25 protein-coding genes are annotated in these 24,203 nt (G+C 65.9%); 14 read left to right on the top strand and 11 right to left on the bottom strand.

Going from position 1 to position 24,203, the window contains the following annotated elements; genetic code table 11:
- Positions 1-6 precede the first annotated feature (6 nt).
- The gene (locus JWN03_RS02105) at positions 7-1,431 is read right to left on the bottom strand and encodes an MmgE/PrpD family protein (RefSeq protein WP_297608811.1); all 1,425 of its coding nucleotides are present in this window, start codon (positions 1,429-1,431) and stop codon (positions 7-9) included.
- 168 nt (positions 1,432-1,599) lie between these two features.
- Between JWN03_RS02105 and JWN03_RS02100 the strand changes: the two genes are divergently transcribed.
- Complete coding sequence (locus JWN03_RS02100; RefSeq protein ID WP_297608808.1) at positions 1,600-2,664, top strand: Lrp/AsnC family transcriptional regulator; 1,065 nt, start codon at positions 1,600-1,602, stop codon at positions 2,662-2,664.
- On the opposite strand, the gene JWN03_RS02095 is transcribed toward JWN03_RS02100, so the two are convergent.
- Positions 2,627-3,160, bottom strand: coding sequence for a helix-turn-helix domain-containing protein (locus JWN03_RS02095; protein ID WP_297608805.1), 534 nt, complete (start codon positions 3,158-3,160; stop codon positions 2,627-2,629). The two genes, JWN03_RS02100 and JWN03_RS02095, sit on opposite strands and share 38 nt — an antisense overlap.
- Positions 3,161-3,217: 57 nt before the next feature.
- On the opposite strand from JWN03_RS02095, the gene JWN03_RS02090 reads away from it, so the two are divergent.
- Entirely contained in the window at positions 3,218-4,522 is a 1,305-nt protein-coding gene (locus tag JWN03_RS02090; RefSeq protein ID WP_297608803.1) for an alpha/beta hydrolase, read from the top strand.
- 1 nt (position 4,523) lies between these two features.
- On the opposite strand, the gene JWN03_RS02085 is transcribed toward JWN03_RS02090, so the two are convergent.
- From JWN03_RS02085 to JWN03_RS02070, 4 genes are all read right to left on the bottom strand, one after another.
- Complete coding sequence (locus JWN03_RS02085; RefSeq protein WP_297608800.1) at positions 4,524-5,438, bottom strand: SDR family NAD(P)-dependent oxidoreductase; 915 nt, start codon at positions 5,436-5,438, stop codon at positions 4,524-4,526.
- A gap of 24 nt (positions 5,439-5,462) precedes the next feature.
- A complete protein-coding gene (locus tag JWN03_RS02080) occupies positions 5,463-6,464 on the bottom strand; it encodes a Gfo/Idh/MocA family protein (RefSeq protein WP_297608797.1) in 1,002 nt (333 codons plus the stop codon).
- 118 nt (positions 6,465-6,582) lie between these two features.
- Positions 6,583-8,235 (bottom strand): sulfatase-like hydrolase/transferase, encoded by a 1,653-nt coding sequence (locus tag JWN03_RS02075; protein WP_297608794.1) that lies wholly within the window; start codon positions 8,233-8,235, stop codon positions 6,583-6,585.
- Between the two features lie 93 nt (positions 8,236-8,328).
- Positions 8,329-9,774, bottom strand: a complete 1,446-nt coding sequence (locus JWN03_RS02070) for an MFS transporter (protein ID WP_297608791.1) — start codon at positions 9,772-9,774, stop codon at positions 8,329-8,331.
- A 65-nt stretch (positions 9,775-9,839) separates the two neighbouring features.
- Between JWN03_RS02070 and JWN03_RS02065 the strand changes: the two genes are divergently transcribed.
- Positions 9,840-10,604, top strand: a complete 765-nt coding sequence (locus tag JWN03_RS02065) for an ArsR/SmtB family transcription factor (RefSeq protein WP_297608788.1) — start codon at positions 9,840-9,842, stop codon at positions 10,602-10,604.
- A 40-nt stretch (positions 10,605-10,644) separates the two neighbouring features.
- Here JWN03_RS02065 and JWN03_RS02060 read toward each other — a convergent pair whose 3' ends face one another.
- Entirely contained in the window at positions 10,645-11,658 is a 1,014-nt protein-coding gene (locus tag JWN03_RS02060) for a MauE/DoxX family redox-associated membrane protein (protein WP_297608785.1), read from the bottom strand.
- A gap of 215 nt (positions 11,659-11,873) precedes the next feature.
- Here JWN03_RS02060 and JWN03_RS02055 point away from each other — a divergent pair, with 215 nt between their 5' ends.
- Together JWN03_RS02055 and JWN03_RS02050 are read left to right on the top strand one after the other, a co-directional pair.
- Positions 11,874-12,047: a hypothetical protein gene (locus JWN03_RS02055; RefSeq protein ID WP_297608782.1), complete on the top strand. Its 174-nt coding sequence runs from the start codon at positions 11,874-11,876 to the stop codon at positions 12,045-12,047.
- Between the two features lie 18 nt (positions 12,048-12,065).
- A complete protein-coding gene (locus JWN03_RS02050) occupies positions 12,066-12,293 on the top strand; it encodes a chitin binding peritrophin-A domain-containing protein (RefSeq protein ID WP_297608779.1) in 228 nt (75 codons plus the stop codon).
- An 8-nt stretch (positions 12,294-12,301) separates the two neighbouring features.
- Here JWN03_RS02050 and JWN03_RS02045 read toward each other — a convergent pair whose 3' ends face one another.
- Positions 12,302-13,846 carry an acyl-CoA synthetase gene (locus tag JWN03_RS02045; RefSeq protein WP_297608777.1) on the bottom strand — a complete coding sequence of 515 codons (1,545 nt, stop codon included), beginning with the start codon at positions 13,844-13,846 and terminating at the stop codon, positions 12,302-12,304.
- A gap of 215 nt (positions 13,847-14,061) precedes the next feature.
- On the opposite strand from JWN03_RS02045, the gene JWN03_RS02040 reads away from it, so the two are divergent.
- From JWN03_RS02040 to JWN03_RS02010, 7 genes are all read left to right on the top strand, one after another.
- Positions 14,062-15,246, top strand: a complete 1,185-nt coding sequence (locus JWN03_RS02040; RefSeq protein WP_297608775.1) for a lipid-transfer protein — start codon at positions 14,062-14,064, stop codon at positions 15,244-15,246.
- 2 nt (positions 15,247-15,248) lie between these two features.
- Entirely contained in the window at positions 15,249-15,707 is a 459-nt protein-coding gene (locus JWN03_RS02035; protein ID WP_297608772.1) for a MaoC family dehydratase N-terminal domain-containing protein, read from the top strand.
- A complete protein-coding gene (locus JWN03_RS02030) occupies positions 15,704-16,114 on the top strand; it encodes a MaoC/PaaZ C-terminal domain-containing protein (protein ID WP_297608769.1) in 411 nt (136 codons plus the stop codon). Before JWN03_RS02035 ends, JWN03_RS02030 begins: the two co-directional genes overlap by 4 nt.
- A 50-nt stretch (positions 16,115-16,164) precedes the next feature.
- Positions 16,165-16,995, top strand: coding sequence for an SDR family NAD(P)-dependent oxidoreductase (locus JWN03_RS02025; protein WP_297608767.1), 831 nt, complete (start codon positions 16,165-16,167; stop codon positions 16,993-16,995).
- Positions 16,996-17,004: 9 nt separating this feature from the next.
- Positions 17,005-18,189 (top strand): TetR/AcrR family transcriptional regulator, encoded by a 1,185-nt coding sequence (locus tag JWN03_RS02020; protein ID WP_297608764.1) that lies wholly within the window; start codon positions 17,005-17,007, stop codon positions 18,187-18,189.
- 237 nt (positions 18,190-18,426) lie between these two features.
- The gene (locus JWN03_RS02015; RefSeq protein WP_297608761.1) at positions 18,427-19,134 is read left to right on the top strand and encodes a hypothetical protein; all 708 of its coding nucleotides are present in this window, start codon (positions 18,427-18,429) and stop codon (positions 19,132-19,134) included.
- A gap of 266 nt (positions 19,135-19,400) precedes the next feature.
- Positions 19,401-20,114 (top strand): hypothetical protein, encoded by a 714-nt coding sequence (locus JWN03_RS02010; RefSeq protein WP_297608758.1) that lies wholly within the window; start codon positions 19,401-19,403, stop codon positions 20,112-20,114.
- Positions 20,115-20,191: 77 nt separating this feature from the next.
- On the opposite strand, the gene JWN03_RS02005 is transcribed toward JWN03_RS02010, so the two are convergent.
- Positions 20,192-20,503, bottom strand: coding sequence for a hypothetical protein (locus JWN03_RS02005; protein ID WP_297608755.1), 312 nt, complete (start codon positions 20,501-20,503; stop codon positions 20,192-20,194).
- 120 nt (positions 20,504-20,623) lie between these two features.
- Positions 20,624-20,890 carry a DUF2631 domain-containing protein gene (locus tag JWN03_RS02000; protein WP_297608752.1) on the bottom strand — a complete coding sequence of 89 codons (267 nt, stop codon included), beginning with the start codon at positions 20,888-20,890 and terminating at the stop codon, positions 20,624-20,626.
- Positions 20,891-21,008: 118 nt separating this feature from the next.
- Here JWN03_RS02000 and dxr point away from each other — a divergent pair, with 118 nt between their 5' ends.
- Both dxr and JWN03_RS01990 read left to right on the top strand, forming a co-directional pair.
- Positions 21,009-22,148, top strand: coding sequence for a 1-deoxy-D-xylulose-5-phosphate reductoisomerase (gene dxr, locus JWN03_RS01995; protein WP_297608749.1), 1,140 nt, complete (start codon positions 21,009-21,011; stop codon positions 22,146-22,148).
- Positions 22,149-22,170: 22 nt separating this feature from the next.
- On the top strand, positions 22,171-23,373 hold the full coding sequence (locus JWN03_RS01990) for a M50 family metallopeptidase (protein WP_297608746.1): 1,203 nt from the start codon (positions 22,171-22,173) through the stop codon (positions 23,371-23,373).
- Here the strand turns inward: JWN03_RS01990 and JWN03_RS01985 are convergent.
- Positions 23,357-24,043, bottom strand: a complete 687-nt coding sequence (locus tag JWN03_RS01985) for an endonuclease V (RefSeq protein ID WP_297608743.1) — start codon at positions 24,041-24,043, stop codon at positions 23,357-23,359. The two genes, JWN03_RS01990 and JWN03_RS01985, sit on opposite strands and share 17 nt — an antisense overlap.
- Between the last annotated feature and the right edge of the window lie 160 nt (positions 24,044-24,203).

The following is a 24,203-nucleotide window of genomic DNA, read 5'->3' as shown; positions in this document are numbered from 1 at the left end:
GGCTTCCTATTCCTCTCCATCAAGGGCACCGGCGACCGGCGCGGCCAGCAGCTCGACCAGCGCGCGAATATCCTCGAGTTCGTCGATATGCAGCACCGCGTGCTGAATGGCATCGAGCCGTTCGGCGTCGAGCAGCGGCCCGGCCAGCGATCGGTATTTGGCAATCAGTTCGTCATTGGTGACAGGATCGGCCGGACCGCCGTGCGGCTGCTCGGTCCGCTTGTGCAGCGCGGTGCCGTCATCCAGCGTGACCGTCAACTCGGTGGCGAAACGCCCTGCTATCGGCCCGTTCTGGATCTGCTCGTCGAGCTCGACCCGCACCTTGCCGAGCAGATCCCACACATCGTCGGCGTCGAGGCGTGCCGTGGTGAACTGTGCGGTCAGCACGGCCCCGTCGAGCAGTGCCACGGCCGCGGCATAACCCAGGTTCATCTGCGCGCCGATCGGGGTCAGCGGACGCTCGGGTTCCCACCAGCCGTGGTGGTAGACGGTGTGGCCAACTCGAATCGCTATGTGCGCGATGGATTTCGGATCGATGTCATGTTCGGCGCGCAGTTCCAGCGCGGCCTGAATCGTCCCGTGCAACCCACCCTGTGCGGCATAGGACTTCACCATGATCACTTCGGTATGCCACCCCTCGCCGAGCCCGGAGATCACCTGCGCGGGGTCGGGGTTGTGGCCTTCGCCGAACACCGACAGGTAGCCGCCGTACGGGCGATCGAAGACCTGCTTGATGCCGGTGTAGCCGCCTGCGGCCAGCCCGGCGGCGTAATAGCCGTTGCGCGCGGCGAATCCGTGCTGCATCCGCTTGGACATCGCCTCGTATTGCGCGGCCATCAATCCGGCCGACTGGGTGCCCGCCATTCCGAGGGCATCTTCGAGTTGTGCGGTATCGAGGCCACGCAGCTTGCCCGTCGTCATGGCAGCAGTGTGGGTGCCGAAAACCGGTCCGCTGTGCCAACCGCGTGAGAGCATCTCGGATCCGTGCAGTGCCAACCCGACTCGCGGACCGACCTCGAATCCGGCTATGGCTGCGGTCAGCGCCGCTGCCCCCGAGGCCCCGCCGAATTGCTGCGCCGCGGCCAGAAGTACCGGCAGCACCAGCGAATTGCTGTGCAGCGGTGCGAGCGGATGGAAATCGTCCAGCTCGAAACCCTGAATGAAGGTGCTGTTCAACAGCACTGCCGCCGGACCACTGGTGGTCGCGCCGGTGCCGATCACCGTCACCTCGCCCGCGCCCTCCAGTCCCAGCACCGATTCCGTCGCCACCCGCGACCAGGGCAGCTGGGCGCCGACCAGTGCACAGGCCACCCCGTCGAGCAGCAGATGCTTGGCGCGGGTGCGCACCCGTTCCGGAATCGAGTCGAGCGTCAATTGCTCGACCCAGGAGGCAAGCGGAACGGTGACATCGGAGGTTGTCGTATCGCTCATGCACACAGTGAACAACCGGTAATGCCGGTGCTCGCGAATGTGAAGGTAAATGCATGTTCGGTCGGCTTATCAGATGGAAAACGATGCCTGTAGCAGCTCCATGTAGGAAATATGCGATATCGTCGGTGCTCGAATCCCACTGAATTCGAGTCCCGGAACGGGGTCACCGTGCCTGAGAGCAGCTCGCGCAAGTCGGGTGTGGACGAGCTAGACGTGACCCTGCTCGATGCTCTGCACGTGAATCCGCGGGTGAGCTTCGAACGACTCGGTACGGCCCTGAACATCTCCGCGGTGACCGCGGCCCGCCGTTGGCAGCGGCTCTCGGATTCGGGCCGCGCGTGGGTTTCCGCGGTGCCCGGTTCCCGGCTGGCTCTATCAGCGGCGGTCTTCGAGGTCGAAGCCGAGCCGGGCCGCCTGCTCGAGGTAGGGCAGGCCCTGGCCGAAATCCCTCAGGTCGGCAGCGTGTACTTCACCGCAGGCGAGTTCGATGTGCTCGCCCTGGTATTCGCCGCCGATATGAAGACGCTGACCGCCCTGCTGCTAGAGCGATTGGCGCAGATTCTGGGAATCGCCCGCACCCGAGCCCACATCGGCCTGCACTGGCACAGCGGCGCCCAATGGCGCCTGGGCGCGATCGACACCGGTCAGCATCGCTCGGTCGTCGACGAATCCGAGGCCGGCGATCAGCGGGCCGCCCGCGACAGCTCCCTCGACCCTGTCGATCGCGCCCTGTTCCTAGCGCTGCAACGCGACGGCCGCGCCCGATACCGTGATCTCGCAAGGGATCTCGGCTCCACCGAGGGTCAGGTCCGTCGTCAGCTGGCCGCCCTCACCCGCCGCGGCATGGTGAACTTCCGCACCGATTTCACGCGCAGCGAAGGTGGCTGGCCCGCCGAACTCGTGCTCTGGCTTACGGTTCCGCATCATGAACTCCGGGGCACCGGCGCCGATATCGCGCTCTGGCCGGAGACGAGGATCTGTGTATCCATGATCGGATCCGCCAACCTCCTGGTGATGTCCCAGGTGCACCAAATCGCCGACCTGTCAGAGATTTTGGACCGAATCCATCGCACATTCCCCGCAGTGCTGGTGGCCGATCAGCGATTGGTGCTGCGTCCGTGTAAATCGTGGGGTCGCATGCTCGACAGTGACGGTCACGGGCACGCGGTCGTTCCGGTCGACCCGTGGGCGCCGATCACCGATCGTCCTCGATCGGGAACAGCACCGGACTGAGCAGGTACTGGGCGCGATCAGGCGTCGGGGTATTGGCCAGCTGCGGTGCGATCGCGCTGCGCATGCCGTCGATCATCGTTTCGAGTTCGCTCGGGCTGAGCCAGAGTGCGTGCTGGCGATAGCCGACCAGATCCGTCAGCGGATTCGCCCGGTCCCGATCGAGGTAGGCATTGAACTCGGCCAGCAGCGCCGCCATGGCCACCGCGAAGGTCCGCCGATGGTCGTCCAGCGAGGCAGCCGCGAGCGTCTCCGCGTCGATCGAGGCGTGTTCCTGACGCAGCACATAGCGGCGCTCCACCGCGCCCCGAACCCGTTGCTCGCCGGCCACTTCCAGGATTCCGCCCGCGGTGAGCAGCTCGACCTGCCGGTAGACGGTGGCCTTCGAGGCGTCCGGAATCCGGGCGCACAACTGCGAGGTGGTCAGTGTCCGGCCACCACGCAGGGCATGGACGATTCGCAGCCGCACCGGATGCGCCAGGAGTTCGAGAGTATCCATGGGTCAACGATCTCATACGTGCTACCTTTCTCATACATGAGAAAGGTAAGGATTCCGATGAACGTCGAACCGAACACGATTGCCGCCGCTGTCGTCGATATGGCCGGACAGGGCCGATTCGCGGAGGTCGAGAAGCTGTTCGCGCCGAAGCTCCGCGCAGTGGTCTCCGCTGCGTCATTGCGGGTGGCGTGGGTGACCGAGGTCGAACGGATCGGATCGATCAGCGCGGTGGGCGAGCCGTCCAGCGAACCGATCGATGCGGGGCTGGTGCGCGTGAGTGTTCCGGTGACCGGCGAACGCGGCAGACTCACCGTGGTTATGTCGGTCGACGAAGCGGGATCGCTTCATGGGCTGCGTCTCGCACCGCCGGTCGGTCCGGCGTGGGAACCGCCGTCCTACGCCGCGCGGAAACGGTTCACGGAATTCGAGGTCACTGTCGGCGAGGGCTCACTCGCGGTGTCCGGCACGGTCAGTATTCCGCGCGGGCACGGCGTCCATCCCGGCGTTGTATTGCTCAGTGGTGGTGGGCCTTTCGACCGCGATGAGACGAGTGGGCAGAACAAGCCGCTCAAGGATATCGCCTGGGGGCTGGCCGGCCGCGGCATCGCGGTGGCGCGGTTCGACCTCGTCACTCGCACACACCCGGGCCTCGTCGCCGATATGCCAGAGTTCACCATGACCGACGAATACGTGCCGCACGCCGTCGCCGCTATCCAACTGCTGCAACAACATCCGGGCGTCGCCGCCGCACGCGTCTTCGTGCTCGGGCACAGTATGGGAGGCAAAGTCGCCCCGCGCGTCGCGGCCGCCGAGCCGTCGGTCGCCGGGCTGGTGCTGCTGGCCGCCGATGCCTCGCCGATGCAGCGTTCGGCGATCCGGGTGGCCCGGTACCTTGCCGCGCTGAACCCCGGTGCGACAAACGAATCCGCCGTAGCGATGATCATCGAACAGGCTCAGCGCGTCGACAGTCCCGGGCTGTCGGCGTCGACGCCCGCTGCCGAACTGCCGTTCGGCCTGCCCGGCGCGTACTGGCTGGATCTGCGCGGCTACGACCCGGTCGCGACAGCGGCGGCCTTGGACAAACCGATGCTCATTCTCCAAGGGGGCCGTGACTATCAGGTGACGGTCGAAGACGACCTCGCCCTGTGGCAGGCCGGTCTCGGCGAGCGTCCCGACGTCACCATCCGCGTCTACGACGCCGACAATCACCTGTTCTTCCCCGGCACGGGACCTTCGAACCCCGCCGAATATGAACCGGCACAACACATCGACCCCGCTGTGATCGCCGATATCGCCGACTGGCTGGCACCGGCGCCGGCCCGGGGGAGAATCGCGCGGCTCCTCGGCCTGTCCCGTAGCTGACTCAGTGACGAACCTTCTCGATCAATTCGACGCTGGTGTTCCACAGATCCGCGGCGAGATCGGCGTCGTAGGACTCGTCCGAGGATCGGATCTCCCGTCGTCCCGAGAAGTACCGCCCTGTGGTCCCGGCGAGCGCGGGATCGAGCACCAGCCGCGCCAGCGCTGCGGCCGATCTCCGCGGCGTATGAATATTGAGTCCGGGCACCAATGTCATTGCGGGCAGCAGGAATCGCCACGCCAGCCGCTGGATTCCGGGGTAGTCGCGGCCGAGCCCGGTGCCGGGCATGAGTCCGGGATCGAAGGCATTGACGGTGATCGGCGGCGGCGTTTCGTCCCCGAGCCGCCGCGCCAGCTCGTAGGTGGTCAGCACATTGCAGAGTTTCGAGGTGGTGTACCGGCGGCGTCCGGCCGCTCCGGCAGCGGCGTCATCGGCCTCGGGATAGGCCAGCGCCAGGGCGCTGGTGTAATTCGGCGCGGGCATGCCCGTGGGCTTCTTCGGATCATGAGTATCGCTGGCGACGAAGACAATTCGTCCGGGCGTCGCCAGCAGTGGTAGCAACTCCTGAACGAGCAGGAAGTGCGCGAGATGATTGACGCCGAAGGTCTGCTCGAAACCGTCCGCGGTGAACGTGGTTCCGGACACGATCTGCATACCGGCATTGCAGACGATCGCATGCAGCGGCGGCAGACCCGATCGCGTGATCGCACCGGCGAACCGCCGCACACTGTCGAGTGACCCCAGGTCGAGCGGCAATCCCACCGCATTGTCACCGAGCCGATTCGCCGCGGCCGCAACCGTTTCCGAATCGCGCCCGGTGATCACGACATGCCGGCCCGCATCGAGAATCGCCGCGGCGGTCCGGTAACCGAGGCTGCCGGTACCACCGGTGATCAGGACAGTCCGTGGATCGGTCATCAGATCTCCTGTGGGGCTGGGCATTCAGCTCGGCTGCCGCAGCGGCAGCCCCGCGGCCTGGTAGATCGCATCGATGACGGTCATATTCTCGACCGAATCCTGCGGACCGGTTTTCACCGGTTCGCCGTGCAGCACCGCGCCGGCGAAGGCATCGAGCTGGAAGGCATAACTCGGCCGGTGGGTGAAGCGTTCCCGGCGCTTAGCGCGCTCGGTCCGCACCGTCAGCCAGCTCGGGAGTTGCGGGGCAATAGGATTGACGATGTGCAGCTGTCCGTGCTCACCCACCACCTTGACACTCATCCGCAGTAGCTCCGACGACCACATCGAACAGCGAATCCCGCCGGTATGCCCCGCCGGGAACCGGAGCTCCGCCGTCATGGCCCGATCGACCTCCGGATCGCGCAATTTCGCTGTGGCCGAGACAACTTCGGGATTCTCGCCACCGAACACCCGCGCCATATGCACGGCGTAGCATCCGGCATCCATCAGTGCCCCGCCGGCCAGCGCATAGTTGTACCGAATATCGGAGAACTTCGGCAGCGGGAAGCACATGGCCGCCTCCACCCGCACCAGCTTCCCCAATTCCCCCGAGGCAATGATCTGCTCGGCCATCAGATTCATCGGGTGATACCGATAATGGAACGCCTCCATCACCACCCGCCCCGAATCCGCGGCCAGCGCGGCAATGTCACGAGCCTCGTCCGCATTCGCCGTAAACGGCTTCTCGCACAACACATGCTTCCCAGCCTCCAGCGCCGCCCGCGTCCACTGCCCGTGCAACCCATTCGGCAATGGAATATAAACAGCGTCCAGCCCCGGATCCGTGATCAGCGCCTCATAACTGTCATACGCCGTCTCGATCCCATACTTCTGCGCAAACGCCCGAGCCCGCCCCCCATCCCGCGCAGCCACCGCCCCGACCACCACATCCGGATGCGCCTTCGCCGGATCGACGATCGCCGTCGGCGCGATCCGCGCAGCGCCGAGTATGCCGATACGCACCGGTGATCCCGCACCATCATTCATCAACGCACCATAACACTGGCGTATCTGCCCGGATGATTCATCGCCGCGGTCGCTGAATCACCTTGCATTGCAGGTGTTTACGTTCGAGGCGCGGTGTCGGATCGGCAGATCTCGCCGGTCAGCGGGGGGTGGCGAAATCGTCGAGGAAGTCGCCGAGGCGTTCGGCCTTGGTGGCGAGGTTGCGCTGGGAATCGAGGTAGTCGGCTATGCCTTGGTCCTGGGCGTCCTTCAGGTAGGTGGGGAGGGGTTGCTGGATTTCGGTTTGGATCGCGTGGTCGAGGAGTTGGGAGGTGTTGGCGCGGAGGGGGTTTGCGGTGGCGGCCTGGTTGTCGAGTTCGAGTTTGCCGTTGTCGGTGGAGTAGTCGTAGAGCTCGAATTCCTGCTCTTGGCTCGGATCGATCTGGATTCGGCCGTCTACCCAGGTCGAATAGGAGGCGAATTTGGCGTCGGCGGTGCGGACCATGGCGACGTGGCCGGGGGCATTGCGGTCGAACAGGATTGCGGCCTCTTCGATGGTCGCCTCATCGGTGGTGTGCGCGATCCAGGGGCGGCCGGCCGCGCCTGGATCACGGCACAGGGCGGCCAGGTCGAGACGGTCACGCAGATGTTCGTAGCGGCCGTCGCCGCGCCAGGCATTGCCGCCGGTGGCGATGGACAGCAGCAGCGGGGTGAGATCGACGCTGGAGGTCAGCTGGTTGCGGACAGTGGTGCCGTCGGTGGGGCTGTAGTAACCGCGCGGATCGTGCACGTAGAGCGGGACGCGGATCGCCTCGTCGTACGCGCCGCCGCCCTTACCGTGCAGACCGTGCGAACCCGCGTAATCACCGTGGTCCGAGGTGAAGACGATGACGGTATTGGCCGCGACCTCCGGCTGCGAATTCAAAGTGTCGAGCACACGCCCGATCTGGATATCGACCTGCTGCTGCAGCCACAGATACAGATTGCGCATATCGATCCAGGCCTGCCGGGCGTCCGGCGTGCCGTACGGCGCGAGCCCGAATGCGGCGGTCGACACCTGCACCAGTGCGGTCTGCAGGCGTGGCTTCCCGGCGAGCTGTTCGGGAGATTCGAAATTCGGCGGCAGGTCGGTCACCCACCGCGGGATATTCAGCGCGGCCTGGTCGCGGCGCGTCCAGCGCGGCCAGTACTGGATATCGTGCGGATTCACCAGCGATACCGTGGTGCACCACGGCGCGGTCCCGGCATCGTGCTCGAACCAATCCGCAAACTGGTCGACGATCTTCGGATCCATTTGCAGCCCTTGACCGGGCGCACCGTTCGGGGAGGGATAGGTGCCGCCGCCGAACCCGTAGGCGTCCAGCGCGCCCGGCGTGCGATCGGGGTAATGCCCGAGATGCCATTTGCCCCACCAGGTCGACTCGTAACCGTGATCGCGCAGCATCGAACCCCAGGTCGGGAATTTCGGCGACAGCGTCGATTCGGAGACGACCATGCATCCGGTCTGATGGGTATACAGCCCGGTCACCAGGGCGCCACGGGAAGCGGTGCAATCGTTCGCGGCGGTGTAGTGCTGCTCGAAGGACACACCGCCGTGCCGAATACGGGCGAGATTGGGCAGTATGCCGTCGAGCGCCTGCTGATCCGGGAACCAGACCGGCGCGCGCATCTCATCGACGAGCACCACGAGAATATTCGGCTTGTCGCGGTTCCCGTCGGCGCGAGCGCGACCTGCCGATGCCGCGGTCGCCGCGGCTGCCGCGGTGGTCGCCGCACCGGCCAGGAATCCTCGTCTGCTGACAGCACCGAACACTATGCCTCCCAAGGGCGTTCCGGCGGGCGGCCGAATGGAATCGCTGGTGGCTGCCCGACCAGAGCAGCCTAGGTTCCGCAGCGGGTGAAACAATCACTCCACCGGGGGAACTCGGGTCCCTCGCGCGGGGGACACGCCGGCCGCTGAACTGCCTTGTTGTCGCCCGATCCCATGGAGTGTCACGGCGAGCGCCATCGCCCAGAGCGCCGCGGCAATAATCGCGAGCAGCGGGATCGCGTGGCGGAATCCGGGTGTGGTGGGTGATCCGGCGATGGCACCGAAAATCGCTACACCACAGGCGGTTCCGATCTGCCTGGCGGTATTCGACACACCGGTCGCCAAACCGGACCGGTCCGACGGGGTGGCGCGGACGACGGCGGCGACCACGGAGGTGGTCACCAGCCCCGCACCGACGCCGAGCAGCGCGAATCCGGCCAGCAGCCAGCCGATTCCGGAGGAAGGCCGGACCTGTGTCAGCAGCAGCGAGCCCAGCACAGCGGCGACGCAGCCGATGGCGATGGCGGTGCGGGGCCCGCGCCGCGCGGTGAGACGTCCGGACACCGGGGCCAGCGCGACCAGCGGAACAGCCAGGGGCAGTACCGCGCAGCCCGCGGCGAACGGCGAATAGTGCAGTACGTCCTGTAGATACAGCATGCTGACGAACAGCAGGCCGTTGAAGACCAGATTCATGGTCAGCGCCACCACATTGGGACTCAGGAAATCCCTGCGGCGCAAGAGATCCCACGGCAGGATCGGGTGCGCACTGTGTCGCGCGGACCGCAGTGCGATACCGAGCGCGGCCAGCGTCACCAGTGCCGATACCGCCAGCAGCACCGGGTCCGAGTGGTGTCCGGCCGAGATGACGGTGAACACCAGTCCGCTCAGCCCGACGACGAATCCCGTCAATCCGAGGATATCGATCCCACCCGCTTGCCGATTAGCCGGTCGCGCGGGCACCACGGCCGGAATAGCCACCAGCGCAAGAACAATCAGCGGGACATTGATCCAGAAGACCGGTCGCCAGCCCAGCCCGCTGACCAGCAGCCCGCCGAGCAACGGGCCCGCGGGAAGCGCCAGCGACGAGATAGCGGCCCAGGTCCCCAGCGCCTTCGCCTGCGCGGCCCGATCCGGGAACGCGTCGACCAGCGCAGCCATCGTGCTGGGCAGTAGTAGTGCGCCGCCGACACCCTGCAGGACCCGGCCGCCGACCAGTACTCCGATGGTCGGCGCCAGCGCGCAGATCAGCGAGGCCGCCCCGAACACCGCGAATCCGATCAGCAGAATGCGGCGGTGCCCGAAGCGGTCGCCGAGGGTGCCGCCCGCCAGCAGCAGACCGCCGATGGCGACCGCATAGCCGTCCACCACCCATTGCAGCGTGGCGGAGTCCGCGTGCAACTGATGGCTGATGCTCGGCAGGGCGACATTCACAATGGTCACGTCCAGCAGAACCAGGAACATTCCGGCGCACAGCACCGTCAGTAGTCGTCCGGGCCGCACTATCGGGTTCGGTGTGGTCATCGCGCGAGTCGATGTACTCATATCCCCAGTGTTTCCCCGAAACGCTTCGTCGCCCATCGAAGTGTCGGCGCGGCAGACTGGAGAGCATGAACGCACACACTGCTGAACTCGGCTTCGCCGATATTGCCGGTGTGGGCGAGCTACTGGCCGATGCGAGCCGCGCCCGGGTCCTGATGGCGCTCCTCGACGGCCGCGCGCTCCCCGCCTCGGTACTGGCCGCGGAGGCGGGCGTCTCGGCATCCACGGCCAGCGCGCATCTGTCCCGGCTCGTCGCGGGCGGACTGATCACCGTGCAGCCGTCGGGGCGCCATCGCTACTACCGGCTGGCCGGTCCCGAGGTCGCGACGGTCCTCGAAGCGGTGGCCGCGCTCGCGCCGATCCGCCCGGTGCGCTCCCTGCGCGAATCGAGCCGAGCCGCCGCCATGCGCAGCGCCCGCAGCTGCTACGACCATCTGGCCGGGCGACTGGGCGTCGCCGTCACCGGAGCGCTGCTCGAACGAAAGGCGTTGACCCGCACCGACGGAGGCCTGCACACCGAACGCGCTCCGTCCGATCCGATCGCCGCGCCATTGCATGAGCACCCCTACGAACTGGGTCCGGCCGCCGAGCCGATCTTCGCCGAGCTCGGCGTCGACCTGGACCAATTACGCTCTCGCCGTAGGCCACTGCTGCGTTTCTGCGTCGACTGGAGTGAACAGCAGCATCATCTGGGCGGCGCGCTCGGTGCGGCAGTGCTGACTCGAATGGAATCCGCCGACTGGCTGGAGCGCCACAATTCACGCCGGGCGCTGAAGATCACGCCCGCCGGGACCCGGGCACTCGACCGGATCCTCGGCGTCGGCGTCGAATGACTACCCGAGACGGTCACTATCGGTCCTGTGGCGGCTGAATTCACGAGTGGTGCAGTCGGTTCTCGATGTGGAGGCCCTCGCTGCCAGGGTGTTCGGATTCGCTGAGCAGGGCTCGGATGGCCGCACTACCGATGGCCAGCCCGGTGGCGATGCGGCCGTCGGACCCGACCTTCACCCCGGTCGGGGTGCCGCGTATCGCGTAGCGCTCGGCCACTTCCTTGTACTGCTGCACCAGATATCTGGCAATGCCGTACTCCTCGGCCCACAGCGCATTGTCCTGCAGGGTCCCCGAGCCGATGACGGTGATGTCGGCCTGTCCGTGCAGCTTTCGGTTCCAGACGCCGATCTCGTCGGCGACTTGCCGGCACGGACTGCAGCCGTGATGCAGGAACAGCAGCACTTGCGGACGCCCATCCGCCAGCAGTCCGCTCAGCGTCGCCGGTGTGCCCGGCGAGGCGAGAAGCTCGAACTCCGGCGCGATCGTCCCAACCGGCAACTGGCTCGGCAGTGCCACGGCGGGGATACTGGTCGCTTGCGCACGCCGAATCCGGCGCAGTGCCAAACCCTGCCATATCTGCACTGTCACCACGGCAATCCCGACAGTGATCAGGGCTGCCCGGTCGGCGGGCAATGGCGACGGCAGGCGCGGATAGGCGATGGCAGTGGCCATTGCGGCGCAGCCGAGCGCGAGTAGCGCACCATTGCGCACGAGCGTGAGCGGTCCGATCGGCGCGACATCGGCCGCGCCGAAACATGCGCACGAGGGGTGGTTACCTCGCAGCAGCTGTACCGCCACCGCCACCGTGAAGACGGTCAGTAGCAGAATTCCGGCCGCGGCGGCCGACAGTCCGGTCACCGGCAGCAGGAGTCCGGCGGCAACGAGTGCCTCCGCGACCGGTACCGCCCAGGTCGTCGCAGGTACCCATCGCTCACCGATACCGAAGGCGAGCAAGGCATCTCGCGCGGCCTGTCGTGCCGTCAGCTTCCCGAAAGCGGATGTCGCGAATACCGCCGCGAACGCCATCCGCACTGCCCACCCCAGTGACTGCGCCATCACATCGATCAGATTCGCACACTTCGGCTGGGCCCGGTACGGCAATCGGCGATTGTCCGGCTGCCGCCCGGCGAACGAATTTCCGCGTGTCGCCGGAGCGGTCCTGTCAAAATTGGCAAAAGGGTGGCACGCCTACTGGTTCGAACCTCTGAGATGACGACAACGGAAGGTATCGCCATGAATAGCTCGGCGCAGGAACCCGACGATGATCTGGAATGCATCTCCGATACGGCCCCGGTGACGAAAGCTGCGATACGAGTGACGGCGTCGTGGACATCTGCTGGGACGACAACAACTACGCCACCTGCGACAACGGGTCCTGGCTTGTCAGGCCCTGCGCGTCGGGCACCACCTGTCAGACCTTCGACGATGTCCCGACCTGCGCCTGACCTCCGGAGGAGAAAGCCATGGACACAACCGAATTCCACTTCGACTGCAGCGACAAGGCGGACGGTAACTACCCGCATCCCACCAAATGCACTCACTACGTGGCGTGTGTCGCACACGCACACGCCTATGAGATGCCGTGTGCGATGGGCCATAACGGCGAGTTGCTGCATTACGTCCAAAACTCCGGGCCCGACCCAGTGACATCACGCTGCGACTACCCGGAGGTCGCCGGCTGCATGTATTAGGGCCGCGGTCAGTGCACCTGCCGGTCGCTCTCGCCCCAATACTGCTTCCGCAGTTCACGTTTGAGAATCTTGCCGGCGCCGGATACCGGTAGCGCGTCGACCACCTCGACGCTCCGCGGCGCCTTGTATCCGGCGATCAAGGTCTTGGTGTGCTCGCGGATCTGCTCCGTGGTCACCGAAGTCCCCGGCACACAGACGATCACGGCGTGCACCCGCTCGCCCCATTCCGCATCCGGCACGCCGATCACCGCGCAGGCGGCGACATCGGGATGTGCGGCAACGGCATTCTCGACTTCGGCGGAGTACACGTTCTCGCCGCCGCTGACGATCATGTCCTTGATCCGGTCGACCACATAGAGATAGCCGCGATCATCCAGATAGCCGCCGTCGCCGGTATGCATCCACCCGCCGCGCAGGGCGTCGGCGGTCTCCTCGGGTTTGTTCCAATAGCCCAGCATTACATGGTCACCGCGCACCAGGATCTCGCCGACCGTGCCGTTGGGCACCGGGAGATCGTCCGGATCGACAATGCGGACCTCCGAATGCGGCGCGGCCCGACCGGCCGAACGGAGCAGTCCCGCAGCATGATCGGCCGGACCCAGCAGGGTTGCGACGGGTGCGACCTCGGTCATGCCGTACGCCTGGGTGAAGCTCGCATTGGGGAAAACCTTCATCGCCCGCTCCAGCACCGCCTGCGCGATGGGTGACGCGCCGTACATGATGGTCTGCAGGCTCGACAGGTCGTACTCGGCCACCTGCGGATGATCGACGACCAGCTGGATCATCACCGGGACCAGCAGGGTATCGGTAACCCGGTGTGCCGCAATGGCATTCAAGGTCGTCACCGGATCGAACGATGGAATGATCACATGGGTGCCGCCGAGCAGTACCTCGGCCATCCAGCCCGCCAGATCGGCGAGGTGGAACATCGGCGCGGTATGCAGGTAGGAGCCGCCGGGCCGGAACAGATATCCGGTGGAGATCGAACCCAATGCCGAGGCGAACATATTCGCGTGGCTGAGCATGACGCCCTTGGGGAATCCGGTGGTGCCGCCGGTGTAGAAGATCCCCGCCAGCTCGTCACCGCCGCGCCGGGCATCCTCGATGGGCGCGGAGCTCGTGATGAGGTCCTCATAGGACAGCGTGCCCTCGGGAGTAGGTCCGTTGCCGCAGTGGATGATCGTCGTCAGTCCGGGACAGCCCTGTCGAACCGCGGGCAGCACTGCCGCGAACGCATCGTCGACGAACAGCACCGTGGTGCCGGAATCCTCGAAGCTGTACACGATTTCGGGCACACTCCACCGGATATTGACCGGATTGAGCACCGCATTCGCCCACGGCACCGCCAGTAGGTATTCGCTGTAGCGATCGGAGTTCAGCCCGAGCATCGCGACCCGATCACCGTCGCCGACCCCCAGCTCGCGCAGGGCCCCCGCCAGCCGGGCGACTCGATCGGCCACCTCCCGGAACGTTCGTGTCCGCTCCCCGTCGATGGTCATGATCCCGTCGGGGTTCTGCTGAACGGCCCGGTGCAGGCCTTGCGTGAGGTACATGGATGCGATCTCCGGATCCGGTGGGTTGCAGCTGTGACCGTGCCTGCATTATGTGAACAGTAGGTAGTGTAACAACGGTCACATGCAGTGGCGCAAGACCCAGTTTTCCGGCAGCTATCTGCCGATAGTCGGCCATATGTGCGCGATGGCTTGTGCGTCGAGGGCGGTGTGAGGTTCACTAAGTGAATAGGCACTAGTAAGTCCAGGAGGTCTTGATGAATAGACGCGTAGTGGTGGCGGGTGTCGGGATGATTCCCTTCACCACACCCAGCCGGACCGAGCCGTACGACGTCATGGGTGAGACGGCTGCCCGCAAGGCGCTGGCCGATGCCGGCGTGGACTACAGCAAGGTGCAGCAGGCGTACGTCGGGTACGTCTACGGCGACTCCACCTCGGGGCAGGCGGCGCTCTACGGACTCGGCCAGACCGGTATTCCGATCGTCAATGTCAATAACAACTGCTCCACCGGATCGTCGGCCCTGTTCCTGGCTCGTCAGGCGATCGAGACCGGCGCCGCGGAGTGTGTGATCGCGCTCGGCTTCGAGCAGATGCTGCGCGGGGCGCTCGGCTCGATGTGGAGCGACCGGCCGACCCCGTTCGGACGCTTCGACACCAAGACCACGCAATTGCAGGGCTGGGACGAGCAGGCGCCCATGGCCGCGCAGTACTTCGGCGGCGCGGGCCAGGCCTACGCCGACAAGTACGGCATGGATCCCGCGGTGTTCGCGCAGATCTCGGTGAAGTCGCGCAAGCATGCGGCCAATAACCCGTACGCGGTATTCCGCACTCCGGTGACCGTCGAGGAGGTGCTGGCCTCGCCGCAGATCTTCGGCTCGCTGACCCGATTGCAGTGCTGCCCACCGACTTGCGGCGCGGCCGCGGCGATCCTCTGCTCCGAGGAGTTCGCGAAGGCCAACGGCCTCACCACCGCCGTTGTCATCAAGGCACAGGCGATGACCACCGACTTCGAGTCGACCTTCACCACCGACATGATGCGAGTGGTCGGCTACGACATGGCCAAGGCCGCCGCCGACCAGGTGTACGAGGCTGCGGGGGTGAGCCCGGCCGACATTCGGGTTGTCGAACTGCACGACTGCTTCACCGCCAACGAACTGCTCACCTACGAGGGTCTGGGCCTCACGCCCGAAGGCACCGCCGAGAAGTTCATCGCCGACGGCGACAACACCTATGGCGGCCGGGTGGTGACCAACCCGTCCGGTGGCCTGCTGTCCAAGGGGCACCCGCTGGGTGCGACAGGTCTGGCGCAATGCGCGGAACTGGTGTGGCAGTTGCGCGGTCAGGCCGAGGGTCGTCAGGTCGAGGGTGTGAACCTGGCGCTGCAGCACAATATCGGGCTCGGCGGCGCGGCCGTCGTCACCCTGTACGAGAAGGTGAGCTGAGCATGGCCATCGATCCCGCCATTATCGGAACCGAGTTCCCGCCGACAATCTTGACGATCGACGCGGGGCGGCTGCGCTTCTTCGCGAAGTCCATCGGCGAGAAGAACCCGGTCTACACCGACACCGAGGCGGCGAAGGCCGCGGGCTACACCGATCTGCCTGTCCCGCCGACCTTCCTGTTCTCCATCGAACTCGAAGCCCCGGACCCGTTCGCCTTCGCCGCCGCCGCCGGGATCGATATGCGATTCGTCCTGCACGGCGAGCAGACCTTCACCTACCACTCGACAGCCGTGGCCGGTGACGTGCTGACCGCTCGGCCGCGCATCACCGACGTCTACAGCAAAAAGGGCGGCGCACTCGAATTTCTGGTCAAGGAAACCGCCGTCACCCGTGCCGACGGGTCCGCGGTGGCGGACCTGAAATCCGTGATCGTCGTCCGGAATCCAGGAGCAGGCAAATGACCACAGTCGAAGCGGTCGAGGTCGGAACCGAGTTGCCGCCCTTGCAGATTCGGGCGATCTCGCGCACCACACTCGCCCTGTTCGCGGGCGCTTCGGGTGACCACAATCCGATGCACATCGATCTCGATGTCGCCAAGTCCGCCGGACTCGACGACGTCTTCGTGCACGGCATGCTGTCTATGGCGTACCTCGGCCGACTGCTCACCAATTGGGTTCCGCAGCAGTCGATCCGCTCCTACAGCGTGCGGTTCGCGGCCATCACACCGGTGCACGGCAAGCCCACCGCCACCGGCAAGGTCACCGCCATCGAGGAGGTCGACGGTGAACGCCGCGCCACCCTCGCCCTCGTCGTCACCCTCGACGACGGCACGGTCACCCTCGCTGGTGAGGCTGTTGTCGCACTCTGAGCCTCATTGATCCACGCCGCATTCATCCACACTGAAAGGTTTTGTCTCCCATGGGAACTCTTGATGGCAAGGTCGCCATTGTCTCCGGCTCCGGCCGCGGCATCGGCCGTGAGATCGCGCTGAAACTCGCCTCCGAGGGCGCCGAGGTCGTGGTCAACGACCTCGATGCCGATCCGGCCAAGGAAACCGTCGCGGCCATCGAAGCCGCTGGCGGCCAGGCTGTTTCGTGCGTCGGCAGTGTCACCGACGCCGATTTCGGCGAGCGTTTCGTGCAGGCCGCCGTCGACAACTACGGCGGCTTGGACATCATCATCAATAACGCCGGCTACACCTGGGATTCGGTCATCCAGAAGATGACCGACGAGCAGTGGGACGCCATTCTCGACGTACACCTCAAGGCCCCGTTCCGGATTCTGCGCGCCGCACAGCCGGTCATCGCCGCCGCCGTGAAGAAGGCCAGGGCGGCGGGGGAGCCGATCCCGTGCCGCAAGGTCGTGAACATCTCCTCCATGGCCGGCACCGGAGGCAATGCGGGACAGGCCAATTACTCCTCCGCCAAGGCGGGCATCACCGGCCTGACCAAGACCCTGGCCAAGGAGTGGGGCCGCTACAACGTCACCGTGAACACGGTCGCGTTCGGCCTGATCAAGACCCGGCTCACCGAGGCCCCCGCCGGCGGCGACAGCACCATCGACATCGAGGGCAAGACGCTCAAGGTCGGCGTGAACCCGGATCTGCTTGCCGCCATGGAGCAGATGGTCCCGCTCGGCCGGGCGGGCACACCGACCGAAGCCGCCGGCGCGGTCTACCTGTTCTGCATTCCCGAGTCCAACTACGTCAGCGCGCAGACTCTGCTCTGCGGTGGCGGCTTCAATATCTAGGGTTCAGCCATGGCCGGGCGCGAGACGCAGACGGTGACCGGCCCGGCTCGGGGCACCCGCCCGGCCAATCGGCGGCAGCTCATCGTGCGGGCGGCTTCGGAGCTGTTCTATCGCAAGGGTTATGCCACCGTCGGTATGGGCGAGGTCGCCGCGGCGGTGGCCATCGGCCCGTCTGCGCTCTACCGGCATTTCCGTGGCAAGCAGGATCTGCTCGCCACCGTTGTCGGCGATGCCCTGACCACCATCGATGCCGCCCTGGCAGTGACCACCGCGAACGATATCGGCGCGAGCCTCGCCGCCGCGTCGCTCGCGCACCGTCATGTCGGGGTGCTGTGGCGGCGCGAAGGCCGACATCTGTCCGCCGAGAATCGGGCCGCGTTCCGGACTCTCACCCATCGGATCATCGCCCGCCTCACCGAGTTGGTGCGCGAGCGCCGTCCCGAGCTGAACGCGGTGGAGGCGGATCTGCTCGCCCGCTGCGCGCTGGCGGTGGCCGACAGCATGTCGTTCCACAGCCTTTCGCTGCCCGAACCCGGATTCACCGCGCTGCTGGACGAACTCGTCTCGGCGGCGGTCGACACACAGATCGCGCTGCCCGAAGTTGTCGCGAATCCTGCCGGGAAAGTGCATCTTTCGATGACCAGATCGCGTCGCGAGGCGATTCTCGCCGAGGCGGCGAAACTGTTCGCTCGCCAGGGGTTCGTCGGTGTGAGCATGGACGATATCGGGGAGGCCGTCGGCATTGCCGGGCCCAGCGTCTACAACCATTTCCCCGGCAAGGCCGATATCTTGCTGGCCATGGTGTTCCGTGGCAACGAGTGGCTTCGGATGGATATGAGCCGCGCCTTCGCCCGGGCCGTCGATGCCGGCGACGGCCTGGACCGGCTGTTGCGCAGCTACGGCGGCTTCGTCGCCGAGAATCCCGATCTGGTCCAGATACTCGTCTCGGAGTCCATGCATCTGCCCGACGCCGACCGGCACCGCGCCCGGGTCGCGCAGCACTCGTATATCGCCGAATGGGTGGGCCTCGCCCGCCGGGTGCATCCGGACTGGGATCCGATCAGCGCCCGCGTCCGGGTGCAGGCCGCGCAGACGGTACTGAACGAACTTGCCCTGACCGCCCGCGTTCGGGAGCTGCCGGGCGCGGACGCATCGGTACTGGCCGTCGGAGCAGGTTTGCTCGCAATTCGATAGCCGATGTGCGTCAGAGTGATGCAGATCATATGGCAGAAAACCGCCCTATAACCGACTGAAAGTTTGTTCAGCAGTGCGGTTTTCGAGTCGTTTGACGCAGATCACTCTCGTTTTCGGGCTCTTATGGACTTCTCAGCTACTCATCAGTAATCGCCTTGTTGGACACTTGACTAGAAGGCTTCACAAGCCTCCCGCTGCTGATAAGGGCAGCGGCCGTGCGAAGAAAGCAACGATGTCATGAAGTTCAGCAAAGCTGCCGCGACCTCGGCCATGGTCATCGCGGCCCTCGGCATCTCCGCCGGTGCTGTGCATGCCGCCCCGGCTCCCGCCCCCGCGATCCCGGGTGTCTCCGACATCGTGAACGGCGTCGATCAGGCGATCGATCAGATGGTCCCGTCCATTCATTGGAATGCCGAGATCCAGGGCGATTCGGTAGTGCTGACCACCGACGCCGGCTCGCTGACCACCGCGGACGACCAGTTCCGGATGCTCGACAACAAGGGTGCTCTGGTGACCGCCTTCCCGCTCGGCTTCGTCAAGGACGGCCTGCGGTACCCGATCAACGCCGCCATCGACGGCCTGCGCGCCACTCTGACCCCGAACTTGGATCCGGCCGCCGCCCGTCCGGTCGATCTGCCGATCCACGAGGTCGTGCAGCAGAAGGCGTTCGACGACGCCGTCGGCGCCGCGGGTGCACAGTTCGGCGTCATTACTGCTGTGGGCACCATGGTCGGCACTCTGGTCGGCGCCATCGGCGGTTGTGCCCTGGGTGCGTTCCTCGGTACTCCGGTGTTACTGCCGGGCTGGATCGGTGGCTGCATTACCGGCACGCTGATCGGTATCCCGCTCGGCGCGGCCGCGGGCCTGGTCCTGACCGGCGTCCCTGCCGCGATCATCGTGGGTATCGGCTTCTTCCAGCGGATCAACGACCCCGCGAACCAGTAGCGGTTATACCTGGGCAACCTGAGGGCCCGCTCCCATCGATCGGATGGCGGCGGGCCCTTCTTGCTGCGTTAATGAGTTGCCTCATTCCTGTGAAAAAAACCGAGGGCACGTTAAACGTAACGAAAACCGGCTCACTGACTCCATACCGCTATGGCACGGCAACATCACGGAAACATCACGGAACGACTCTTATCTCGGGTGCTCGACGAGAACCCGCACTCCTCGAAAAGAGGTAGTGCGTCCGCTGCAGAAAGCGACGAAAAGTTATGCGCTTCAAGAAGTTCGCCGCCACCTCGGCCCTGGCAATCGCGGCTCTCGGTGTCTCTGCCGGCACGAGTTACGCCGATACTGCGCCGGCTCCGGCCGCCGCCACCGCGATTCACTACGACACCAAGATCGAGGGCTCGTCGGTCGTTCTGAAGACCGATATCGGCTCGCTGACCACAGACGACGGTCAGCTCCAGGTGCGCGATCCCCAGGGCGGCGTGGTCACCACCGTCCCGCTGAGCTTCGTCAAGGACGGCCAGGCCTTCCCGATCGCGGCCCAGATCGACGGCAATACCGCCACCCTGACCCCGAACGCCGATCCGGCCGCCGCACAGCCGGTCGCCCCGGGCACCCCGCTCATCAAGCAGGTCGACGCCACCGCGAACCCCAACTTCAACCAGGCGCTGAGCAACCTGTCCAGCACGGTCTCCGTCGGTGTTGCGATCGGTAGCCTCGTCGGCACCGTGATCGGCGCGGGCATCGGTTGCATCGCGGGCGGCGCCGCAGTGGCCCTCGGCGCCACGGTGATCAGCATCGGCACCCTGACCATTCCGGGCTTCCTCGGTGGCTGCCTGGTGACCGGCGCGGCCATGGCCGCGATCGGTCTGGTGGCCGGCACCATCATCATCGGCGGACCCGTCGTCGCCGTGGGCCTGTTCCAGTTCTTCAGCGATCTGGCCACCCCGCCGGCGCCGGCCGCTCCGGCCAGCTAACGGCACTCAGCCACAACAGACTTCGGGCCGGATCGCATATGCGATCCGGCCCGAAGTCTGCTGCGAAGCAGAGATTGCTACGACCCGACTTGGCACACCCCATTGAGGATGGTCGAGGCATTGCCGACGCTGGCGACATCACCATTGGTCAGCGCGTGCGCGTAGTTGGCGATGGCCTGCTGCTCCTGGCCGCTGGCGTCGATGGCGAGCAGCTGGTCGGAAATGGACTGCGTCAGAGCGGCGTCCGGGCCGAGGCTGCGGTTGTTGTTGATCACGTCGCTCGCCTGGTTGCAGGCGGGGGACATGGCGCTCGCGGTGCCGGTGGGCAGCACCAGCAGCGCGCCGACAGCGGCAGCGGCCAGCAAAGTGGAGGGCAGGATCTTGCGCATTCGTTTCACTCCCAAAACTCGTGTGCGTGTTTGCCACCCCGAGTTTGCCTGATGGTCAGGTGAAAACAACCACGGCCCCGCGAAAAAGTCTGCGAGGCCGGGTATTTGCGTGCGTGCGAACTAGCGCGGCTTGCGCTGCAACAGCGAGTCGCGGATCAGGATGCCGGCGATGGCGACGGCGAATCCGACCAGGTAGATGTCCTCGATCTTGCCCTTGTGGTTACCGATCAGCATGGCGAGCAGGATCAGTACGACAACCCAACCGGCAGTGCGGAAGGTGCGACGCGACTCGCCGCTCCAGCCCCATGCGGCGGACGGAACCTCGGCGGTGTCGACCTTGGTGACGACTCCGGCGCTGTGGGCGGGTTCCAGTTCCGTGGCGGCCACTTTCGCTCCTTATAGGCTCGAATCGAATGCTGACCCTTATCGTGACATACGACCCTGTGTCGTAGCCAGCAGGGTGGCAGCGCAGCGGGTCGTTTTCGGGGCAAGGGAGAATGGGCGCGTGTCCGACGTCGTGAAAGTTCTGCTGCTGGGCAGCACCGGTTCGATTGGTACCCAGGCGCTGGAGGTGATCGCCGCCAACCCCGATCGCTTCGAAGTGGTCGGATTGGCCGCGCGCGGTGGCAATACCGAACTGCTCGCACAGCAGATCGCCGCCACCGGGACCCGCAATGTGGCGGTGGCCGACGAGGCGGCCGCGGCGAAACTGGGTGTGTCACTGGCCGGTCCGGATGCGGCCACCGAGCTGGTCCGCCGCACCGATGCGGACGTGGTGCTCAACGCGCTGGTCGGCTCGCTGGGTTTGGCGCCGACGCTGGAGACCCTGCATTCGGGGCGGCGGCTCGCGCTGGCCAATAAGGAGTCGCTGGTCGCGGGTGGCTCGCTCGTCACCCGGGCCGCCAAGCCGGGGCAGATCGTGCCGGTCGATTCCGAACACTCGGCCATGGCGCAGTGCCTGCGCGGCGGCCGCGCCGACGAGGTGGCCACCATTGTGCTCACCGCCTCGGGCGGGCCCTTCCGCGGCTGGACCGCCGAGATGCTGGAGTCGGTGAATCCGGCTGAGGCCAAGACACATCCGACCTGGTCCATGGGGCCGATGAACACCCTGAATTCGGCATCGCTGGTGAACAAGGGCCTCGAACTGATCGAGACGCACCTGCTGTTCGGCGTGCCCTACGACAACATCGACGTGACCGTGCACCCGCAATCCATCGTGCATTCCATGGTCACCTTCGTCGACGGCTCCACCCTCGCCCAGGCCAGCCCGCCGGATATGAAGCTGCCCATCGCATTGGCGCTGGGCTGGCCGGACCGGGTGCCGGGCGCGGCGGCCGCCTGTGACTTCCGGGCCGCCTCGACGTGGACCTTCGAACCGGTGGACAGCGAGGTTTTCCCCGCGGTGGAGCTGGCGCGTCAGGCCGGTAAGGCGGGCGGTTGCGTGACGGCCACCTACAACGCCGCCAACGAGATCGCGGTGCAGGCCTTCCTCGACGGGGTGATCCGATTCCCCGATATCGTGCGCACGGTGGCGCGGGTCGTAGAGTCTGCCGACCGGTGGACTGCGGAACCCAGTACCTTGGACGAGGTGCTCGCGGCCGATACGTGGGCGCGAGAGACGGCGCGCACGATCGTGCGCGGCTGACTTCAGGAGGGTTCGGAACCGCATGGTCTACGCGATCGGCTTCGCACTGTTCGCCCTCGGTATCACCGTGTCGGTCGCACTGCACGAATGCGGCCACATGTGGGCGGCGCAGGCGACCGGTATGAAGGTGCGCCGCTACTTCGTCGGCTTCGGCCCGAAGGTGTGGTCGTTCCGCCGGGGTGAAACCGAATACGGCCTGAAAGCGTTGCCGCTGGGCGGCTTCTGCGATATCGCCGGTATGACGGCGCTCGACGAGCTCGAGCCCGAAGAGCTGGACCGCGCCATGTACCGGCAGAAGACCTGGAAGCGCATGGTCGTCATGTTCGGCGGCATCGCGATGAACTTCCTGCTCGGCTTCCTGCTGATTCTGCTGCTCGCCGTCGTGTGGGGCCTGCCGCGTTTCGATCAGCCGCCGGCCACCCAGCTCGGCGCCATGAGCTGCGTCGCCAATCAGGCTGCCGACCAGTCGGTGCTGCCCTGCACCGGCGACGGTCCGGCCCAGCAGGCCGGATTGCAGCGCGGCGATATCGTGACGGCGGTCAACGGCACCTCGATCAAGAGCTGGCAGGACTTCCGCGACCAGACCGAGAAGCAGACCGGCCCCTTCACCTACACCGTGAAGCGGGGCGACAAGACCCTCACCGTCCCGATCACCCCGCAGGTCGCGGTCACCTACCCGACCAAGGACGGCGCACCGAAGTCGGTCGCCAAGGTCGGTGTCGGCCAGGACTTCTACAGCCCCGTCAAGCACAACGTCCTGTCCGCCATCCCCGCCTCGGCCGCCTTCACCGGGCAAATCGGTTACCGCACGGTGCAGTCGCTGGCCCAGATGCCCGCCAAGGTCGTCGACCTCTGGCACGCCGTCACCGGTGGCGTCCGCGATCCGGAAACCCCCGTCTCGGTCTACGGCGCCAGCAAGATCGGCGGCGAAACCGCCCAGCACGGCCTCTGGTCCCTCTTCGTCCTGACCCTCGCCAGCCTGAACTTCTTCCTGGGCGCCTTCAACCTCCTGCCCCTGCTCCCACTCGACGGCGGCCACATGGCAGTCGTCATCTACGAAAAGATCCGCAACCTCTTCCGCGGCCGCAAGGGCCTCCCCGACGGACCCCCGGTCGACTACCTCAAGTTGCTCCCAGCGACTTACGTCGTAGTCGTAATCGGCGGCGCCTACATGGTCCTCACCCTGGTCGCCGACATCGTCAACCCGGTCAAGCTCTTCCCGTAGCACTCTCGGCGAGCAGCTGACGGCAGAGCCGGTCTGCGCGCCGAGTGGTTTCCGGCTGGCGAAATTCGGGAGTCAGCGAAAGCACTTGGGCGCAGGCCGTTTCCACATCGATCAGATGGCCTACCGAGACGAAGACCGGTTTGACGTCGGTGCGGGTGCGCAGCGCGCGGCCCACCGGGTCGCCATCGATGGTGATCTCGCTGAACGAACCACGCTCCGAACTGGGCATCTCGTACTCGCCCCAGGCATTCTTGGCCACGCCGATCGTCGGTACCCCGGTCAGTAGTCCGATATGACAGGCGAACCCGAACCGCCGCGGATGGGCCAGACCCTGGCTGTCCGCAATGAGCAGATCCGGTGTGAGGCTGAGGTTTTCGAGGGCCGACAAGGTGGTGGGCAGTTCCCGGAAGGCCAGCAGACCGGGGACGTACGGGAAATCCGTGGTTCCCCGAGCGGTCGCGATTTCGACCGTCTCCAGGGACTCGGCATCCAGCACCACGATGGCGGCGACGACATTGCCGTCATCGTCATAGGCCGAGTCAAGCCCCGCTATCGTGCGGAAATGCGGTGGGCGCGGATTCCGGGCGATGACCTGGGTGCGCAATCGATCTTGGAGGGCTATCGCCTCCTCAGGTGTGCGAGGCCATGGTCCAGTGTTCGCTACCTTCACAATCCGCTCCGTATACCTTCGCGCCATCTGCAACGAATAAGAACTGTAGGCCCCGGTCGATTCCGAGCTGATGCTCCGGCGCGGGTACCGTTGTCGCCGCCGTCACAGGGCGACCGGTATCCGGGCCTCGGTAAGCTCGGAACCGGAACGGGTGAGGACA

The organism is Nocardia sp., from assembly GCF_025465275.1.
GTDB lineage: Bacteria > Actinomycetota > Actinomycetes > Mycobacteriales > Mycobacteriaceae > Nocardia.
This window is presented reverse-complemented; position numbering and strand designations above follow the sequence as displayed.

Bases quoted from the DNA above. Each gene is read 5' to 3' on its own strand.
- JWN03_RS02070 (WP_297608791.1), bottom strand. From the start codon at position 9,774: ATGAGTACATCGACTCGCGCGATGACCACACCGAACCCGATAGTGCGG.
- JWN03_RS02010 (WP_297608758.1), top strand. From the start codon at position 19,401: ATGCGCTTCAAGAAGTTCGCCGCCACCTCGGCCCTGGCAATCGCGGCT.
- JWN03_RS02040 (WP_297608775.1), top strand. From the start codon at position 14,062: ATGAATAGACGCGTAGTGGTGGCGGGTGTCGGGATGATTCCCTTCACC.
- JWN03_RS02020 (WP_297608764.1), top strand. From the start codon at position 17,005: ATGGCCGGGCGCGAGACGCAGACGGTGACCGGCCCGGCTCGGGGCACC.
- JWN03_RS02050 (WP_297608779.1), top strand. From the start codon at position 12,066: ATGGACACAACCGAATTCCACTTCGACTGCAGCGACAAGGCGGACGGT.
- JWN03_RS01990 (WP_297608746.1), top strand. From the start codon at position 22,171: ATGGTCTACGCGATCGGCTTCGCACTGTTCGCCCTCGGTATCACCGTG.
- JWN03_RS02085 (WP_297608800.1), bottom strand. From the start codon at position 5,438: ATGACCGATCCACGGACTGTCCTGATCACCGGTGGTACCGGCAGCCTC.
- JWN03_RS02065 (WP_297608788.1), top strand. From the start codon at position 9,840: ATGAACGCACACACTGCTGAACTCGGCTTCGCCGATATTGCCGGTGTG.
- JWN03_RS02080 (WP_297608797.1), bottom strand. From the start codon at position 6,464: ATGAATGATGGTGCGGGATCACCGGTGCGTATCGGCATACTCGGCGCT.
- JWN03_RS02015 (WP_297608761.1), top strand. From the start codon at position 18,427: ATGAAGTTCAGCAAAGCTGCCGCGACCTCGGCCATGGTCATCGCGGCC.
- JWN03_RS02095 (WP_297608805.1), bottom strand. From the start codon at position 3,160: ATGGATACTCTCGAACTCCTGGCGCATCCGGTGCGGCTGCGAATCGTC.
- JWN03_RS02105 (WP_297608811.1), bottom strand. From the start codon at position 1,431: ATGAGCGATACGACAACCTCCGATGTCACCGTTCCGCTTGCCTCCTGG.
- JWN03_RS02055 (WP_297608782.1), top strand. From the start codon at position 11,874: ATGCATCTCCGATACGGCCCCGGTGACGAAAGCTGCGATACGAGTGAC.
- JWN03_RS02060 (WP_297608785.1), bottom strand. From the start codon at position 11,658: ATGGCGCAGTCACTGGGGTGGGCAGTGCGGATGGCGTTCGCGGCGGTA.
- JWN03_RS02005 (WP_297608755.1), bottom strand. From the start codon at position 20,503: ATGCGCAAGATCCTGCCCTCCACTTTGCTGGCCGCTGCCGCTGTCGGC.
- JWN03_RS02090 (WP_297608803.1), top strand. From the start codon at position 3,218: ATGAACGTCGAACCGAACACGATTGCCGCCGCTGTCGTCGATATGGCC.
- JWN03_RS02045 (WP_297608777.1), bottom strand. From the start codon at position 13,846: ATGTACCTCACGCAAGGCCTGCACCGGGCCGTTCAGCAGAACCCCGAC.
- JWN03_RS02030 (WP_297608769.1), top strand. From the start codon at position 15,704: ATGACCACAGTCGAAGCGGTCGAGGTCGGAACCGAGTTGCCGCCCTTG.
- JWN03_RS02035 (WP_297608772.1), top strand. From the start codon at position 15,249: ATGGCCATCGATCCCGCCATTATCGGAACCGAGTTCCCGCCGACAATC.
- JWN03_RS02025 (WP_297608767.1), top strand. From the start codon at position 16,165: ATGGGAACTCTTGATGGCAAGGTCGCCATTGTCTCCGGCTCCGGCCGC.